The 16,224-nt window shown below is 66.5% G+C and carries 15 protein-coding genes; 9 read left to right on the top strand and 6 right to left on the bottom strand.

Annotated features, from left to right (window positions below; genetic code table 11):
- Window positions 1–150 precede the first annotated feature (150 nt).
- Window positions 151–444, top strand: coding sequence for a co-chaperone GroES (locus B2747_RS09660; RefSeq protein WP_291159745.1), 294 nt, complete (start codon window positions 151–153; stop codon window positions 442–444).
- A gap of 27 nt (window positions 445–471) precedes the next feature.
- Window positions 472–2,103 carry a chaperonin GroEL gene (groL, locus tag B2747_RS09655; protein WP_291159742.1) on the top strand — a complete coding sequence of 544 codons (1,632 nt, stop codon included), beginning with the start codon at window positions 472–474 and terminating at the stop codon, window positions 2,101–2,103.
- Between the two features lie 315 nt (window positions 2,104–2,418).
- On the opposite strand, the gene B2747_RS09650 is transcribed toward groL, so the two are convergent.
- Genes B2747_RS09650 through B2747_RS09630 form a run of 5 tightly spaced genes read right to left on the bottom strand, consistent with a single transcriptional unit; the run spans window position 2,419 to window position 6,371 of the window.
- Window positions 2,419–3,267 carry an MBL fold metallo-hydrolase gene (locus tag B2747_RS09650; protein WP_291159739.1) on the bottom strand — a complete coding sequence of 283 codons (849 nt, stop codon included), beginning with the start codon at window positions 3,265–3,267 and terminating at the stop codon, window positions 2,419–2,421.
- 51 nt (window positions 3,268–3,318) lie between these two features.
- Complete coding sequence (locus tag B2747_RS09645; RefSeq protein ID WP_291159736.1) at window positions 3,319–4,578, bottom strand: putative sugar nucleotidyl transferase; 1,260 nt, start codon at window positions 4,576–4,578, stop codon at window positions 3,319–3,321.
- 1 nt (window position 4,579) lies between these two features.
- A complete protein-coding gene (locus tag B2747_RS09640) occupies window positions 4,580–5,620 on the bottom strand; it encodes a mannose-1-phosphate guanylyltransferase (RefSeq protein WP_291159733.1) in 1,041 nt (346 codons plus the stop codon).
- Window positions 5,617–6,012, bottom strand: a complete 396-nt coding sequence (locus tag B2747_RS09635; protein ID WP_291159731.1) for a response regulator transcription factor — start codon at window positions 6,010–6,012, stop codon at window positions 5,617–5,619. The genes B2747_RS09640 and B2747_RS09635 overlap by 4 nt, the downstream gene beginning before the upstream one ends.
- Before the next feature lie 5 nt (window positions 6,013–6,017).
- The gene (locus B2747_RS09630) at window positions 6,018–6,371 is read right to left on the bottom strand and encodes a roadblock/LC7 domain-containing protein (protein ID WP_291159729.1); all 354 of its coding nucleotides are present in this window, start codon (window positions 6,369–6,371) and stop codon (window positions 6,018–6,020) included.
- A 141-nt stretch (window positions 6,372–6,512) separates the two neighbouring features.
- On the opposite strand from B2747_RS09630, the gene B2747_RS09625 reads away from it, so the two are divergent.
- From B2747_RS09625 to gatB, 7 genes are read left to right on the top strand one after another with little or no spacing between them, the layout of a single operon-like run.
- Window positions 6,513–7,127: a hypothetical protein gene (locus tag B2747_RS09625; protein WP_291159727.1), complete on the top strand. Its 615-nt coding sequence runs from the start codon at window positions 6,513–6,515 to the stop codon at window positions 7,125–7,127.
- A gap of 53 nt (window positions 7,128–7,180) precedes the next feature.
- On the top strand, window positions 7,181–8,455 hold the full coding sequence (gene serS / locus B2747_RS09620; protein WP_291159725.1) for a serine--tRNA ligase: 1,275 nt from the start codon (window positions 7,181–7,183) through the stop codon (window positions 8,453–8,455).
- A gap of 57 nt (window positions 8,456–8,512) precedes the next feature.
- Complete coding sequence (locus tag B2747_RS09615) at window positions 8,513–9,670, top strand: sensor histidine kinase (RefSeq protein ID WP_291159723.1); 1,158 nt, start codon at window positions 8,513–8,515, stop codon at window positions 9,668–9,670.
- On the top strand, window positions 9,667–12,132 hold the full coding sequence (locus B2747_RS09610) for an ATP-dependent helicase (RefSeq protein WP_291159721.1): 2,466 nt from the start codon (window positions 9,667–9,669) through the stop codon (window positions 12,130–12,132). Before B2747_RS09615 ends, B2747_RS09610 begins: the two co-directional genes overlap by 4 nt.
- Window positions 12,132–12,461, top strand: coding sequence for an Asp-tRNA(Asn)/Glu-tRNA(Gln) amidotransferase subunit GatC (gene gatC / locus B2747_RS09605; RefSeq protein ID WP_291159719.1), 330 nt, complete (start codon window positions 12,132–12,134; stop codon window positions 12,459–12,461). The genes B2747_RS09610 and gatC overlap by 1 nt, the downstream gene beginning before the upstream one ends.
- Window positions 12,458–13,858, top strand: coding sequence for an Asp-tRNA(Asn)/Glu-tRNA(Gln) amidotransferase subunit GatA (gene gatA, locus B2747_RS09600; protein ID WP_291159717.1), 1,401 nt, complete (start codon window positions 12,458–12,460; stop codon window positions 13,856–13,858). The genes gatC and gatA overlap by 4 nt, the downstream gene beginning before the upstream one ends.
- Window positions 13,855–15,318, top strand: coding sequence for an Asp-tRNA(Asn)/Glu-tRNA(Gln) amidotransferase subunit GatB (gene gatB, locus B2747_RS09595; RefSeq protein ID WP_291159716.1), 1,464 nt, complete (start codon window positions 13,855–13,857; stop codon window positions 15,316–15,318). The genes gatA and gatB overlap by 4 nt, the downstream gene beginning before the upstream one ends.
- Here gatB and B2747_RS09590 read toward each other — a convergent pair.
- Entirely contained in the window at window positions 15,287–16,216 is a 930-nt protein-coding gene (locus B2747_RS09590; protein ID WP_291159713.1) for a zinc dependent phospholipase C family protein, read from the bottom strand. The two genes, gatB and B2747_RS09590, sit on opposite strands and share 32 nt — an antisense overlap.
- Window positions 16,217–16,224 lie beyond the last annotated feature (8 nt).

The following is a 16,224-nucleotide window of genomic DNA, read 5'->3' as shown; positions in this document are numbered from 1 at the left end:
ACTTGTGCATTTCCTGTGAGCTTCGGCGGGCCTTGACGCCCCTCCATGGCGTGGGTAGGTTTCGCGTGTTAGCACTCAACCCATGCGAGTGCTAATACCAGTCCGATATTCCAGACTGATCCCCTGACACATCGCAGGAGACAAGCACTCATGGCCAACCAGAAGGTCGCGCCTCTGGCTGATCGCGTCGTCGTGAAGCCGTCCGAAGAGGCGGAGCAGATGCGCGGTGGGCTGTACATCCCCGACACCGCGAAGGAAAAGCCCCAGCAGGGCACCATCGTCGCCGTGGGCCCGGGTCGTTTCGAGAAGGAAGCCCGTGTGCCGATGGACGTGAAGGTCGGCGACAAGGTGCTCTACGGGAAGTACAGCGGCACCGAGGTGACGATCGAGGGTGAGGCGCTCCTCATTCTGCGCGAGTCCGATATCCTCGCCGTGCTCAACTGAACCGCCCCCTAACCGAATTCAGCTACCATGGCAGCCAAGGAACTGCATTTCAACGTTGACGCGCGCGCGGCTCTGAAGCGCGGCGTCGACCAGCTCGCCGAAGCGGTGAAGGTCACGCTCGGCCCCAAGGGTCGCAACGTCGTCATCGACAAGAAGTTCGGCGCCCCCACGGTCACCAAGGACGGCGTCACCGTCGCCAAGGAGATCGAGCTCGCGGACCCCATCGAGAACATGGGCGCGCAGATGGTGAAGGAGGTCGCGACCAAGACCTCCGATCTCGCCGGCGACGGCACCACCACCGCGACCGTGCTCGCCCAGGCCATCTTCCGTGAAGGCCTCAAGAACGTGACGGCCGGCTCCAACCCGATGGCGCTCAAGCGCGGCATCGAGAAGGCCGTGGCCGCCATCGTCGAAGAGCTGCGCAAGATCTCCGTGCCCACCAGCGGCAAGAAGGAAATCGCGCAGGTCGGCACGATCTCGGCCAACAACGATCCCGAGATCGGCAACCTCATCGCGGAAGCGATGGAGAAGGTCGGCAAGGACGGCGTGATCACCGTGGAAGAGGCCAAGGGCCTCGAGACGACGCTCGAGACGGTCGACGGCATGCAGTTCGACCGCGGCTACCTCTCGCCGTACTTCGTCACGGATCCGGAGAAGATGGAGGCCGTTCTCGAGAACGCCCTCATCCTGATTCACGACAAGAAGATCTCGGCCATGAAGGACCTGCTTCCGGTCCTCGAGAAGGTGGCGCAGCTCGGCAAGCCCCTGCTCATCATCGCCGAAGACGTCGAGGGCGAGGCGCTCGCCACGCTCGTCGTCAACAAGCTGCGTGGCACGCTGCGCATCTGCGCCGTGAAGGCCCCGGGCTTCGGTGACCGCCGCAAGGCCATGCTGCAGGACATCGCCACGCTGACCAAGGGTCAGGTCATCTCTGACGAAGTCGGCTTCAAGCTCGAGAACGCGGTCCTCACGGACCTCGGCTCGGCCAAGCGCATCGTGATCGACAAGGACAACACGACGATCATCGACGGCGCCGGTGAGCAGAAGGACATCGAAGGCCGCGTGAAGGAAATCCGCGCTGCCATCGACAAGAGCACGTCGGACTACGATCGGGAGAAGCTCCAGGAGCGTCTCGCGAAGCTCGCCGGTGGCGTGGCCGTCATCAACGTCGGCGCCGCGACCGAAGCCGAGATGAAGGAGAAGAAGGCGCGCGTCGAAGACGCCCTGCACGCCACGCGTGCGGCCGTCGAGGAAGGCATCGTCCCGGGCGGTGGTGTGGCGCTGGTGCGCTCGCAGCACGTGCTCAAGGACATCAAGCTGGCCGACCGTGACGAGCAGATCGGTGTCGACATCATCCGTCGCGCCATCGAAGAGCCGCTCCGCATGATCGTCCAGAACGCCGGTGGTGAAGGCTCGATCGTGATCGAGAAGATCCGCACGGCCAAGGAGACGAGCTTCGGCTACAACGCCCTCACCGACACGTACGAAGACCTCGTGCAGGCCGGTGTCATCGACCCGACCAAGGTCACGCGTACGGCCCTCCAGAACTCGGCCTCGATCGCCGGTCTGCTGCTGACGACCGAAGCGGTCATCGTCGAGAAGAAGGAAGACAAGCCGGCCGCGCCGGCTGGCGGCCCGGGCATGGGCGGCATGTACTAAACGGCGGCTCGGAGTTCTGAGTCGTCAGGTGTGAGTTGGAAGGTGGACGGGCGCTCCGATGGAGCGCCCGTTTTCCTTTCAGAGGAGGTCGATCTCACAACTCGACACTCAGCACTCACAACCCGATCCACAGTGCTGAGACTTGCGACGTGCGTGGTGGGTGTGCGTGGTGCATGCCGCCGCATCACTCCATCCAGCACTATCGGACAACGCGATACCGCCGCTACACCACGCGCACCCATAACCCACGGCGCACGGCACACTGCAGTGGATGGCGCAAGCCCCAACTGCAGCTCGCTGCCCGCACATCGCCAGTCAGAACAACGACAACTGCCCGCCTCCCATCCCCCGCACCCCAACCGCCGGCATCACCTCACGCTGCGCGCACGCCCACATTGAATCCTTCACCCAGCCCGCCTTCCGCAGCGCCGCCCTCACCTCGCGCACCGCATGGGTCGGCGTATTGTTCGTCTCGCTCAGATGGGCCAGAAGGACTCCCTGCAGCCCTTTGTGTGCACACGCGGCCAGCAACTCCGCCGTCTCGGCATTCGACAAATGTCCGCGTCCGCCGCGAATGCGCTGCTTGAGTACCCGCGGATACGGCCCGTTTGCCAGCATCTCGCGGTCATGATTGGCTTCCACCACCAGCAGGTCGGCCGCCGACAAAAAACTCACCAGCGACGAAGTCAGTGCGCCGCAGTCCAGCACCACGGCCATGCTTGCGCCGCTTGCCACATCGGTCAGCCGCAGCGCGCGGCAATCCGCGGCATCATGCGGCACCGCGCAATGCGTGATGTGAAATCCGGCCACCACACTCGCGCCCTGCTCGGCCAGCGCGGCCCGATGCACCGGTGGTCCGTCTGGCAGCGTATCGAGCGCGGCGAGTGTGCGCGGCGTCGCATGTACCGTGACGCCCCACTTGGCGCTCACCGCCGGCGCGCCACTGGCATGATCGACATGCTCATGCGTGAGCAGCAGGCCCTGTATCTCGTCGTGCCGCCGGCCCACGGCGCTTAGCCGCTGCTGCAGCGCCCGCGGACCATAGCCGGCGTCGATGAGCACCGTGCCCGCGCTGCCGTCCACCAGCAGCGCATTGCCCCGACTGCCCGAGCCCAACACCGTCACCTGCAATGGGGAACGGTTGCTGCTATGGCTGGCGCTCAAGAACGCATCTCACGCATCTCACGTATCGCCCACGCACACCGCACGTCCACATCAGCCCCGCGGCCAGCGCGCATCGGCCGCCGCATAGGCATGCACCGTCGCCCACCACGCGCGCTGCGCCGCACTCAATACCACCTCACGCCGCGCCATCATGCGCGCGGCCGTATCGAGGAACTTGTCCACGGCATGCGTGGCGTAGGGCGGCGTGCTGCCCCAGGCAAAGGGGGCCACGGCCTTGGGCGGCATGTGTTCGAACACGTTGGCACCCGTACCAATCACGCAGCCCGTTGTCAGGCACAAACCAATGCCCGTTTTGGCGTGATCCCCGAAACAGGTGCCGAGAAACTGCAGGCCCGTATCACGCGCACCGGACGGCGTCCAGAGTGCCACTGGGCCGTAGGTGTTCTTGAGATTGCTGGTGATGGTGCCCGCACCGAGATTCACCCAACGCCCCAGCACCGAGTGGCCCACAAAGCCATCGTGGCTCTTGTTGCTGTGCCCAATCAGCACCGACGTGGACAGTTCACCATGCACGCGGCAATGCTCGCCAATGGCGCTCGCCGCAATGCGATCGGTGGACAGCGTGCAATGTTCACCCACGTAACACGGCCCCACCATGCGCGTGAATGCCTGCACGCGCGTGCCGCGCCGAAGCAGCACGGGCCCCGACGACGTATCGAAGTAGGCCATGGGCTCCACCACGACCTCGTCTTCCACCCACACCGCATGCGGACCGCTCACCACGATGCTCGCGTGTGACGGTTCGAGGCGCGTGGCCTCAGCCCGCGCGGCGAGATGCGGGATGTCCCGTTGCAGGAGGGCCACCACATGGCGCACAATGTCCCATACGGCGTCGAGCCACACGCCATCGATGTCGTGCGCCTGAGTTGCAGGGCGTTCCGCAAACGGCCACGTGCCCGCGCGCAGTGCGAGCTCGTGCCCGGCCGCTTCCGACGCCGACAGGCGAATGGCCGCGACGCGACCTCCAATGTGCAGCGTCGTCGCCGTTCCAGGCAGCGCGACATCCAGCATGGGAACGGCTCGCGTGTTCACCACCCACACGTCGTCGGTGCCGGTCTCCCGAAGCCACGCCGACACATCCGGGCAGCACGGCGCCGCATCGAACTCGGCAAACCCCTGCAAATGTGCCGCGCTCACAAACGCCACGGACTCGGCGTTCACCCCGAATACTGTCGTCCAGCGCTCGCGCAGCAACAACGCCCCTACGCGCAGCTCACCGCCTGGACGCGACGTGGCAAAGGGCTCGAACCCGCGCGCCACCTCGTCGTCAACAAGCAGGAGCGCGCTCATGTCAGGCGCCACGCACGTCGGAGGGCAGCGCGTCCAGCAGCGTCTTGAGATCGGCCGCCTGCTCGCGCGTCGTCACCATGGTGAGGCCGTGGCGCGCCACCACCACCAGATCCTGCACCCCGTAGAGCACGACCTGTGTGTCCTCGGCGTGCACCACATTGCCCGCCGCCTTGAGCGCAAACACCGCGCCGTGCAGGGCGTTGTCGTTGGCATCCTTGCGACGCACACGATGCAGTGCGGCCCAGGTGCCCACGTCGTCCCAGCCGAACTGCCCGGGCAACACCAGCACGCGCTGGCTGCGCTCCAGTACACCAACATCAATGGCGATGGACTGCACCTGCGCAAAGAACGTCGCGAGATCGTCACCGGCCGCTTCGAGTGCCGGCTGCACTTCGGGGGTGAGCGCACGAATCTCCTCGAGCAAATCGCCCACACGCCATGCAAAGATGCCCGAGTTCCACAGATAGCCTGCTGCCAGCATGCGTTCGGCCGTGGCCCGATCGGGCTTCTCGGCAAAGCGCGCCACGCGCCGCGCACCATCGCCCACGTCGTCACCGGGCTGGATGTAGCCAAACCCCGGATCGGGACGCGAGGGGACAATGCCCACCGTCACCAGCGCTTGGCGGCTCGCGGCCAACTGTGCCGCACGATCGAGTGTAGCGCTGAACGCCGCCACATCGCCAATGGACCAGTCGGCATGCGTGCAAACCATGACGGCCTCGGGACCGCTGCGCGCCGCAATGCAACGCGCGGCCCAGGCCAATGCCGCACAGGTACCCGCCGGGCGTGGCTCGGCAATCACATTCTCCGGCGGCAGCGACGGCTCCATGGCCAGTACCGCATCACGCAGCGAGGCATTGGTGAGCACCAGCGTGCGCTCCGGGGGGGCCGAGTCGCGCAGGCGGTCGAGTGTATCGCGCAGCATGGGCTGATCGGTGACCAGCGGCAGCAGCTGCTTGGGTCGCTCGGGAGTGGAGAGCGGCCAGAAGCGCGAGCCGATACCACCGGCCAGCACCACGTTCCAACGCGTCACGTTTGTCATTCGGAGAGAGAAGGGGCGGGAATGGCCTGGGCGAGGCACTCCTGAACACGGGCGGCCAGACGGCGGGGACTGAACGGCTTGGTCATGATGTCGAACACGCCCAGTGCTTCGACCTCACGCAGCTGCTCGTCCTGTCCGGCGGCCGTGAGCACGATGCAGGGTAGGCGATGCAGCCGGGGATCGTGGCGCACGGCATGCAGCACCTGCACACCCGAAAGCACCGGCAGCATCAGATCGAGGACGATCAAGGCCGTCTCGGGCATCAGGGCCAGACGATCCAGCGCTTCAACCCCGGTCTCCGCTACCTCGACGTGGAAACCCTCCTGCTCGAGGCGGGTTCGAATGATGCGGCCGATGTGCGGCTCGTCCTCCACCACGAGGATGGTGGCCATCGCCGTCAGACGAGGGCGGAAATCTGCGAACGATGGCGACGCAACTCGAAGAGCAGGGCAGCCAGATTGGCGGAGGGTTGCAGGGCCACGAGCAGGTAGGCGTCGCTGGACAGGGGCGCCACGACCACCGGGCCGCGGTCGTATTCCAGGACGGTCAGTCCCAACGTGCCACGCTGCGCAAACACGCCCAGCTCTTGCGCGGCGTGCACCAGGGGCGGCACATGGACCGCGAGGCCCTCGGGATCGAGCGGGGCCGAGCTGGCCCCGTCGATCAACAGGCCATCGCGACCCAGCACGATGGCAGCGTCCACCCCGTCGCGGCGACGCAGGGCGGTGACAAGATCGCGAATGGTGGGCATGGCGGAACGCTGCCGCACGCGGCAGATGAAGTCAAGCGACCATTCAAACGGCCGAAGCGCTTGCCCCGACAGGAGTTGGGGGGTATCGTCCACATCGCTGAACCAGTCGGTTCACTCTCGAGAATTCCCATGGGGATCCAGTTGTCCAGTTTCGCCTTCGGCGCGCCCCGCCTCGCTCGGCGCGCCCTGTCATTTCTGGTGGCCTGTGTCACAGTGAGCGCGCTTGGCGCCTGCGGTGGCGACAACAACCTGCTCTCGCCGGCCACCACGGAAAACGTCATCCGCACGTACTCCGTGTACGCCATGTCGGGCACGTCGCCGGCCTTGCCGGCGGCCTACCGCTTCACGACCGAGTCACTCGAGCGCCCGCAGATCCTGTCCAACGGCGCCGTGAACTTTGACATGGCCTTCGACCTCACGGCGAACAACCGCGTATCCCTCGTGCCAGTGCGGGTCGTGGTGCCGTTGCCGCCTGCCGGCGCGCCCTCGCTGGGCCTGCGCACGAGCGACGCGTCCTTCACGGCCATGGAGCGTGCGCCCACGACCGGGTTCCGTCCCGACACCTCCCTCGTGGTGGGAGTCGGCGAGACGGTGCTCGTGCAGGTGCAGGGCGGCGGTTGCTTCCTCGGTGATCCGCTCTACGCCAAGCTCGTGGTGGACAGCATCATCGTCGCTGAACGCCGCCTCGTCGTGCGTTCGCTCACCAATCGCAATTGCGGCTATCGGGCGTTGACCGAAGGCCTGCCCCGGAACTGATCGCGACACCCCGTCACACTGGTCCATACTTCGACCGCGTAACCCCGCTCATCATGCACGACATTCGACTGCTGCGCGATCAGCTTGATCATCTGCGCGAAGGCATGCGCCGCCGCGGGAGGCTCGAGGAGCTCGCGCCCGTGCTCGATCGGGCGGACGCGCTCGAGAAGGAGCGCCGGGCCGCGATTACCGAAGTGGAAGCGCAGCAGGCCCAGCGCAATCGCATCACGCAGGAGGTCGCGCAGCGCCGCAAGGCCGGTGAAGACGCCAGCGAGCTCATTGCGGCTGGTCGTGCCGTGGGCGAGTCCATTGCGGCGCTCGAGGCGCGGCGCACGGCGGCCGAAGAGGCCGTGCAGCAGCTGCTGTACGAGTTGCCCAACATCACGCTCCCCGAGGTGCCGGAGGGCGACGAGTCCAACAATCGGGTGGTGTCGAGCTGGGGCACACCGCGTGAAGACGGGGCCTCGCTGGTGCCGCATTGGGACAAGGGCGCTGAACTGGGCATCATCGATTTGCCACGCGGCGCCAAGGTGGCGGGCTCGGGCTTCATCGTCTATCGCGGCGCCGGTGCCAAGCTCGTGCGCGCGCTCATGAACATGATGCTCGACGTGCACACCGGTGAGCATGGCTACGAGGAAGTGTGGGTGCCGGTGGTCGTCAATCGCGCGACCATGACAGGTACGGGCCAGTTGCCCAAGTTCGAGGACGACATGTACGCCCTCAACGAGGAGGGCATGTTCCTCATCCCGACGGCCGAAGTGCCCGTGACCAACCTGTATCGCGACGAAATCCTCGAGGCGGCGGATTTGCCGCGTGGCCTCTGCGCGTACAGCCCCTGCTTCCGCCGCGAGGCGGGGTCGGCCGGCAAGGACACGCGCGGTCTCCTGCGGGTTCACCAGTTCGACAAGGTGGAGCTGGTGCGCTACGCGACGCCCGAAACGTCGCGCGACGAACTCGAGCGCCTCACGCGCGAAGCGGAGACGATGCTCGAGCGTCTCGAGTTGCCGTATCGCCGCGTGCTGCTCGCGGCGGGCGACACGGGCTTCTCGAGTGCCATGACGTACGACCTTGAGGTGTTCGCGCCGGCGGTGGGCAAGTGGCTCGAAGTCTCGAGCTGCAGCGTGTTCACCGACTTCCAGGCGCGGCGGGCCAACATCCGCTATCGTCCGGCAGCCGGTGAGAAGCCGCGCTTCGTGCACACGCTCAATGGCTCGGCGCTCGCCTTCTCGCGCATCATCGCCAGCATCATCGAGCATCACCAGCAGCCCGACGGCACGGTGCGCCTGCCGGCCGCATTGCAACCGTATTTCGGACGGGCGACGCTGTAACGTCTGCAGCGTCCCGTCCGCGCCCGCCCTCGCACTCCCCCCTCCAATCCGGCACCCATGAGTCGCCTGCGACGCCGTCGATGGCCGGTGATTGCCATTGTCATTGGGGTGCTGGGTTTGCTGGCGTGGTACGTGCTCTACACGCAGCAGGTGGTGACATCCCTGCGCCGGGAGGCGGCGGTGCAGGCGCGCATGTATGCGCGCATCTACGAGGCGCTGCAGGACACGAGTGCTACCGCCGATCCCACCGTGGCACTCTTTGACCTCTCGCGCGCCATTCGTGAGTCGGGCCTGCCCATTGTGGTGACCGACCCCAGTGGCCGGGTCACGGCCAGTGCCAACGTCCCCGAGGACATCACCCGCGATACAGCCGCCATGCGGGCCTTCGTGGCGCAGCTCGACAAGCGCAATCCGGCCATCGTGGAGCCGGCCATCGGTGCTGTGCACCTGGGCGACAGCCAGGTCGTGGCTGGCCTGCGCACCATTCCCGCGCTGCAGGCCGTGGGTATCGTGCTGCTGGTGGGCTTTGGCATTTACGCGCTGGTGGAGCGCGGCCGCGCCGAGCGCGAAAAGGTGTGGGCCGGCATGGCCCGCGAGGCGGCGCACCAGTTGGGCACGCCGCTCTCCGCCATGGCGGGCTGGCTGGAACTGCTCGAAGACTCGGTCACCGGTGCCACACCTACGAGGGCCGTGGCAGCCATGCAGCAGGATGTGCAGCGTCTCGAGCGGGTGTCGCATCGCTTCGAGCGCATCGGGCGGCCGCCACGGCGCGATGAGGTGGACTGCAACGCCATGGTCGACCGTATCGCCGAGTACTTCGCCCTGCGTGCGCCGACACTCGCGCGCACCGTACGCATCCGCAGTGAGCATCCCGAGGAGGCGGTGACGGTGCCGGGTGACACCGTGCTGCTCGAGTGGGTGCTTGAGGTGCTGGTGAAGAACGCCATGGACGCTCTGGGCGGCAAGAATGGTGAGGTGGTCATCTCTGCACGCGCCGAGCCCGAGGGCGTCCGCATTCGTGTGCAGGACGATGGTCCGGGCGTCCCTCGGCACTTGCGGCGCCGAATCTTCGATGCGGGCTTCAGCACCAAGGATCGCGGCTGGGGCATCGGGCTGTCCTTGGCGCGGCGCATCGTGGAAGAGCACCATGGGGGGCAATTGCTGCTGGCCGACACCGACCGCGGCGCCGCCTTCGACATTATCTTGCGTGGATGACCACGGGATGGACCGGAAGCCTGTTTGACGTGGTGCCACCAGCGGCACCCGCTCTCGACCTCGACCACATCACACGCGGCCTCAATCCGGGGCAGCGGGAAGCGGTGTTCCACGACGACGGGCCCGCGCTCGTGCTGGCCGGTGCCGGCTCGGGCAAGACGCGCGTGCTCACCACCCGCATTGCGCGACTCATCGGGGCGCGCAACGTGGCGCCGCATGAGATCCTCGCCGTCACGTTCACCAACAAGGCCGCCGGCGAGATGCGCGAACGCATCGCCAGGCATCTGGGCCACGAGCCCAAGGGCATGTGGTGTGGCACCTTCCACGCCCTTGGCGCGCGCATGCTGCGTGGCGTGGCCCCACTGGTGGGCCGCGAACAGAACTTCACCATCTACGACGAAGACGACACCATCGGGGCCGTCAAGCGCGTGATGGAGAAGCGGCGCCTGAGTCCCACGCAGTTTGCGCCCAAGGCCATACTGAGTGCCATCTCGGGCGCCAAGAATGCGCTCGTCTCCCCCAGTGAGTACGCGCGCACGGCCCGCGACACCTTCAGCACCGCCGTGGCCGGTGTGTACACCGATCTCGAAACGGCGCTGCAGCAGGCCAACGCCGTCACCTTCGACGATCTGCTGGTCCTGCCCGTGCGCGCACTCGAAACCGACGAGCGTCTGCGCACGCACTACCAGCAGCGTTTCCGCTATGTGCTGGTGGATGAGTATCAGGACACCAACGCGGCGCAGTATCGCTTCGTGCAACTCATCGGCGGCGCACATCGCAACGTGATGGTGGTGGGTGACGACGACCAGTCCATCTATGGCTGGCGCGGCGCCGATATCCGCAACATCCTCGACTTCGAGCGCGACTTTCCCGGTGCGCGCATCGTGCGTCTCGAGGAGAACTACCGCAGCACGCCCAACGTGCTGGCACTGGCCAATGTGGTCATCGCCGAGAACACCGAACGGCGCGGCAAGACGCTGCGCGCCACGCGGCCGGCCGGCGAACCCGTCACGCTCATCGAGGCGCTCGATGAACGGGACGAGGCAGACTTCATTGCCGAAACCATCATGGCGCGGCGGGCCCGCTCCGATCTGGGCTATCGCGACTGCGCCGTCCTCTACCGCACCAACGCGCAATCGCGCGCGGTCGAAGACAGCTTTCGTCGGCGCAACATTCCGTATCGCCTGGTGGGCGCGGTGCGCTTCTACGATCGCCGCGAAATCCGTGATCTCATGGCCTACCTCAAGCTGGTGGCCAACCCCGCCGACGACGAAGCCTTCCGCCGCGCCGTCAATGTGCCCAAGCGTGGGCTGGGTGAGGCCACGCTCGCGTTGCTGGCCGACCGGGCAGCAGCCGAGGCGCGGCCCCTGCTCGACATGGCCACGCGCACCGATGTGCTGGCCACGCTGCGGCCGGCCGCGCGTACGGCCCTGAGCGAATTCACCACGCTGGTGCAGCGCCTGCGCACCGCCGCCGTCGATGCGGCGGTGGACGAGTTGCTGCGGGATCTGGTGCAGGCCATTCGGTACGCCGATCATCTGAAGGCCGAGGGCCCCGAAGGCATCGAGCGCATCGACAACGTGCGCGAACTCATCGCCGGCGCGGCCGAAGTCGTGGCCGACGAGGGCGGGGAAGTGGGGCTCACCCCACTCGATCACTTCCTGCAGTCCTCCACGCTGGTGGCCGGTGTGGACAAGCTCGATCCCTCGGCCGACGCCGTGGTATGCATGACCATGCACAACGCCAAGGGGCTGGAGTTCCCGGTGGTGTTTGTGTGCGGGCTCGAAGACGGACTTTTTCCGCTCGCGCGCGCGGCCGAAGACCCGTCGCAGCTCGAGGAGGAACGGCGGCTGTTCTACGTGGGCATCACGCGTGCCGAGGAGAAGCTCTATCTCACCTGCGCCGAACAGCGTCGTCGGAACGGCGAGCTCATGTTCTCCATGCCCTCGCGCTTTCTCAAGGTCATCACGCCCTCGCTCGCAGAACGCGGACGCACCGCGCGGGCGAGATCGGAGGGACGCAGCGCGGGCAGCAGCTTCGGTTCATACGGTGGCGCGAGTCGCAGCAGCGGGTTCGGCGCAACCGGCGGCGCGGGGCAACGGAGTGGGTCGGGCTCGTCCGGATTTGGCTCGTCGGGCTACGGATCCTCGGGCTATGGATCATCGGGTTATGGCACACGTGGAGGGGCCAGTCAGGGCGGAGGCTTCGGCTCGGCCAAGGTGGCCAACTTCAGCACGCCCAATCGCCGCGCCGTCGACAACGCGCCGGAAGACGAGTCGCAGGACCAGCCGATGTTGCGTGCGGGCGAGCGTGTGAAGCATGCCAAGTTCGGCAGTGGCACCATTGCCGAGATCACGGGCAGCGGACGCGACACCAAGGTGCGCATCGATTTCGATGACGAGGAGATCGGGCGCAAGACGCTCGTGCTCGCGCAGGCCAAACTCGAACGAGGGTGGGAGTGATGTCGGTTACCCCCGAAGATGTGCGTCATGTGGCGCGGCTGGCGCGGCTCGGACTCGATGAGGCCGAGTTGCCGCAGCTCGTGAGTCAGCTCAACGGCATTCTCGAGCATATGGACGTGCTGCAGCAGGTGCAGGTGCCGGACGCCGTTGGCGATTGGCAGCAGGCGGCCCAGCGCGTGGACGTGGCCCGCCGCGATGATGCACAGCCCTCTGATTCGCTGGCGCGCGAACGCGAAGCCTTTGCCCCAGCCATGCGCGACGGGTTCTTTCTTGTGCCGCGCCTGGCCACACATGAGGCGCTTGGCGCCTCCGCGGAGCGCGAGGCATGAGTCGGGACACCGCACTGGCTGCACTCAAGGCGCACGGCGTGGACGCCGCCTGGGGCGCCTACGACCGCGTGCAGGCAGGTCCCGAGGGGCTCAACGCGTTTCTGTCCATCGATCGTGAGGCGCGCACGATTGCGCCCGATGGCGTGCTCGCCGGTGTGCCCGTGGCCATCAAGGACAACCTCGCCACACTGGGACTGCCCACCACCTGCGGCTCGCGCACGCTCGAAGGGTACGTCAGTCCCTTCGAAGCCACCGCGGTGCGGCGCCTGCGCGAGGCAGGGGCTGTGGTCATTGGCAAAACCAACATGGACGAATTTGCCATGGGTTCGTCCAACGAGAACAGCGCCTACGGCCCCGTGCGCAATCCGCTCGACCCCTCACGCGTCCCGGGCGGCAGCTCCGGCGGCTCGGCGGCGGCCGTGGCGTCCGGCGTGGTGCGCGTGGCGCTGGGTTCGGAAACCGGTGGGTCCGTGCGCCAGCCCGCTGCATTCTGTGGCATTGTGGGGATCAAGCCCACCTACGGACGCGTGAGCCGCTATGGGCTCGTGGCCTATGCGTCGTCGCTCGACAACGTGGGGGTGTTCGGCACGACTGTGGCGGAGGCGGCGCTCGGCCTCGAGATCATGGCGGGGCATGATCGCTTCGATGCCACCAGTGCCGACGTGCCAGTCTCGCCGCTCGTGCCCACCGACGATGCCGTTGGCGGCTCGTCGCCGCTTGCCGGACTAGTGGTCGGTGTGCCGCGTGAGTATTTCCCCGCGTCACTCGACGCGGACATCGCGGCAAGTTGCCGGCGTGCACTCGATCACTTGCGCCGTCTCGGTGCCGAAGTGCGCGAGGTCTCACTGCCCAGCACCGACCTCGCCATCCCGGTCTATTACATCATCGCGCCGGCTGAAGCCTCGAGCAATCTGGCCCGCTATGATGGTGTGCGCTTCGGGCAGCGCGCCGCGGCGGACGACTTGGGCCCGATGTACGAACGTACGCGCTCGCACGGCTTTGGCGCCGAGGTCCAGCGTCGCATTCTGCTGGGCACCTACGTGCTCAGTGCCGGCTACTACGACGCGTACTACAAGCGAGCGCAGGCTGTGCGCGCCATGATCGCTGACGAATTCCGTGCGGTCTTTGCCAGCGGTGTGGACCTGTTGTTCACGCCAACGGCCCCTACGCCCGCCTTCCGTCTCGGTGAAGTGTCCGATCCCTACGCGATGTACCTGAGCGACATCTACACGGTGACGGCCAATCTCGCGGGCATTCCCGCCATGTCGCAGCCCATCGGGCGTGTGCGGGGCATGCCCGTTGGTGGGCAGTTGCTCGCCCCGGCGTTCGGTGAGGCCGTCATGATTCGTGCGGCGGCCGCGCTTGAACAGTCGCTTGGCGCGGAGGCCCATCGATGAGCGCCACTTTCGCATCAGCGGCTGGCCGCGACTGGGAACTGGTCATCGGCCTCGAAGTACACTGCCAGCTGCGCACACGCAGCAAGATCTTCTGCGGGTGTGCGACGTCGTTTGGTGAGGCCCCCAACGTCAACACCTGCCCGGTGTGTCTGGGTTTGCCGGGCGCGCTGCCGGTCATCAACGATCACGCGGTGGCCCTGGCCGTGCGCGCGTCGCTGGCTCTCGAGTGCACGGTGCACGAGACGTCCATCTTTGCGCGAAAGAACTACTTCTACCCTGATCTCCCCAAGGGCTACCAGATCTCGCAGTTTGATCGTCCGCTGGCCACCAACGGCCAGGTGGTCATTGGCAAGCAGGCCGATGGTACGCCGCGTGTCATTCGGGTGCATCGCGTGCACATGGAAGAAGACGCGGGCAAGTCCGTGCATGACCGTTTCCCGCAGGCCTCGGCCATTGATCTCAATCGTGCGGGCACGCCGCTCGTCGAAATTGTCTCAGAGCCGGATATCCGCAGCGCCGCTGAGGCCGCGGCTTACGCACGGCGTCTGCGGCAGATTCTCGAGTATGCCGATGTCTCCGACGCCAACATGGAAGAGGGCTCACTGCGCGTGGATGTGAACATCTCCGTGCGTCCTGTTGGTGAAACGGCGCTTGGCACCAAGACCGAGGTCAAGAATCTCAACTCCTTCTCGGCCATTGAGCGCGCGGTGGAGATCGAGTTTGCGCGCCAGGTGCAGGTGCTGTCGTCCGGTGGACGCATTGAGCAGCAGACCATGCTGTACGACGACAAGCGCAACGTCGTGCGTCCGGCGCGCAGCAAGGAAGGCAGTCACGACTATCGCTATTTCCCCGATCCGGACTTGCCGCCGCTCGTGGTGCGTGCGGCGGAGCGACAGGCACAGCGTGACGCGCTGCCGGAGTTGCCCGAGGCGCGGCGCACGCGCTTTGCGCGCGAGCATGCACTGCCCGAGGCAGACATTGAACAGCTGCTGGCGTCCCGTCTGTTGGCGGACCGCTTCGAAGTGCTGGTGCAGGAAAGCGGCGATGCGCGCCGCGCAGCCAATTGGATGCTGGGGCCGGTGCTGGCGTCGGTGAACGCCAGCGGCTGTGCGCTCGAGGCGCATCCCGTGTCACTCGCGCGGCTGGGCGCGCTCATTCGTCTCGAAGCGGCGGGTGACGTGTCCAACACCGCGGCGCGTCAGCTCTTTGCTCTGCTCGAGCGCGAAGACGAGGATCCACGCGTGCTGGCCGAGCGTGAAGGGGTGCTGCAGGTGCGCGACGACAGCGCGCTTGTGGCCTGGATTGACGAGGTGCTGGCCGAGAACCCCGCCGAGGCCGCCCGCTTTGTCAGTGGCGAGCGCAAACTGCAGGGCGTGCTGGTGGGGCTGGTGATGAAGAAGTCCAAGGGCGCGGCCGACCCCAAGAAGGTCAACCAACTGCTCGCAGCTCGCGCGGGATGAAGAGGGGGGACGGCAGGTCGGCCGCGTGGCGCAGCGGCGTGGTCGGCATGCCGAACATGCGATCGGCTTCGAGGGCCGCTCGCATGTCACCCCCCTGTCGCCGCGCCAGCCGTCGCACCTTCTTGGCTTCTCGCAGCGGCAGCTCACCTGACGGATCGTAGCGATACGGCTCGCTCTGGTCCCAGTGGCAGAGCAGGTCCACGATGTAATCGAAGGAGCGCGCCAGATATCGGGACACGTCGGCGTCGCTCAGATCCCAGCGACTGTTTTCGGACACGAGCTGGAAGATGCGCTGCCACGATTCGGTGTCCGTCACGTACACCATGCCGCGAAAGATGCGGCGGTTGGTGGGCGTGCCGAACAGCGTGGGACTCAGAATGCGATCGAGGTGCTGGTCGGCGCGGGAGTGATCGAGAGACAGCAGCTCCCGGGCCCGCCGCGGCCAGGGGTCGCCAATGTGCGTGTCGATGCGGCTTTCCCAGTAGCTGTGGCCAAGGGCCGTCGTGCTCGAGGTGACCGCCAGTTGCCGCGGCACAAAGAAATTGTGCGCCACCACATCGGCGGCGAGATGCGACAGGTAACCCAGCGCAAACGCCTTGAGCGCTGGCGGCTCGGCTTCGTCATGAATCTCGAGGCCCACATGCCAGGCATGACAATGTCGGCCGACCTCCGCATACTTCTTGGCAATGCTCGTATCTGCCGCAATCGACCCGTAGAGGAAGTCAGCGGGAAAGCTGCGCAGCAGATCGGCGATATGACCGGGCAGCAGTGTCAGATTGGACAGCACGGCATCACCGAGAAAGACGTGCGTGCCTGGCGTCCACGCCCAGGCCTCGGTGGGGCAGAGTGCCACCAGCAGCAACGCAGCCCACACGGGCCAGCACCCGCGTACCGACATGGGGGGCG

The organism is Gemmatimonas sp. UBA7669 (assembly GCF_002483225.1).
Lineage (GTDB): Bacteria > Gemmatimonadota > Gemmatimonadetes > Gemmatimonadales > Gemmatimonadaceae > Gemmatimonas.
The sequence above is the reverse complement of the archived record's forward strand: the minus strand, read 5'-3'. Positions and strand labels throughout refer to the sequence as shown.

What these genes read in the sequence shown, in the direction of transcription:
- B2747_RS09635 (WP_291159731.1), bottom strand. Translation starts at nt 6,012, where the DNA reads ATGGCCACCATCCTCGTGGTGGAGGACGAGCCGCACATCGGCCGCATC.
- B2747_RS09615 (WP_291159723.1), top strand. Translation starts at nt 8,513, where the DNA reads ATGAGTCGCCTGCGACGCCGTCGATGGCCGGTGATTGCCATTGTCATT.
- serS (WP_291159725.1), top strand. Translation starts at nt 7,181, where the DNA reads ATGCACGACATTCGACTGCTGCGCGATCAGCTTGATCATCTGCGCGAA.
- B2747_RS09660 (WP_291159745.1), top strand. Translation starts at nt 151, where the DNA reads ATGGCCAACCAGAAGGTCGCGCCTCTGGCTGATCGCGTCGTCGTGAAG.
- gatB (WP_291159716.1), top strand. Translation starts at nt 13,855, where the DNA reads ATGAGCGCCACTTTCGCATCAGCGGCTGGCCGCGACTGGGAACTGGTC.
- gatA (WP_291159717.1), top strand. Translation starts at nt 12,458, where the DNA reads ATGAGTCGGGACACCGCACTGGCTGCACTCAAGGCGCACGGCGTGGAC.
- B2747_RS09640 (WP_291159733.1), bottom strand. Translation starts at nt 5,620, where the DNA reads ATGACAAACGTGACGCGTTGGAACGTGGTGCTGGCCGGTGGTATCGGC.
- B2747_RS09630 (WP_291159729.1), bottom strand. Translation starts at nt 6,371, where the DNA reads ATGCCCACCATTCGCGATCTTGTCACCGCCCTGCGTCGCCGCGACGGG.
- B2747_RS09590 (WP_291159713.1), bottom strand. Translation starts at nt 16,216, where the DNA reads ATGTCGGTACGCGGGTGCTGGCCCGTGTGGGCTGCGTTGCTGCTGGTG.
- gatC (WP_291159719.1), top strand. Translation starts at nt 12,132, where the DNA reads ATGTCGGTTACCCCCGAAGATGTGCGTCATGTGGCGCGGCTGGCGCGG.
- groL (WP_291159742.1), top strand. Translation starts at nt 472, where the DNA reads ATGGCAGCCAAGGAACTGCATTTCAACGTTGACGCGCGCGCGGCTCTG.
- B2747_RS09645 (WP_291159736.1), bottom strand. Translation starts at nt 4,578, where the DNA reads ATGAGCGCGCTCCTGCTTGTTGACGACGAGGTGGCGCGCGGGTTCGAG.
- B2747_RS09610 (WP_291159721.1), top strand. Translation starts at nt 9,667, where the DNA reads ATGACCACGGGATGGACCGGAAGCCTGTTTGACGTGGTGCCACCAGCG.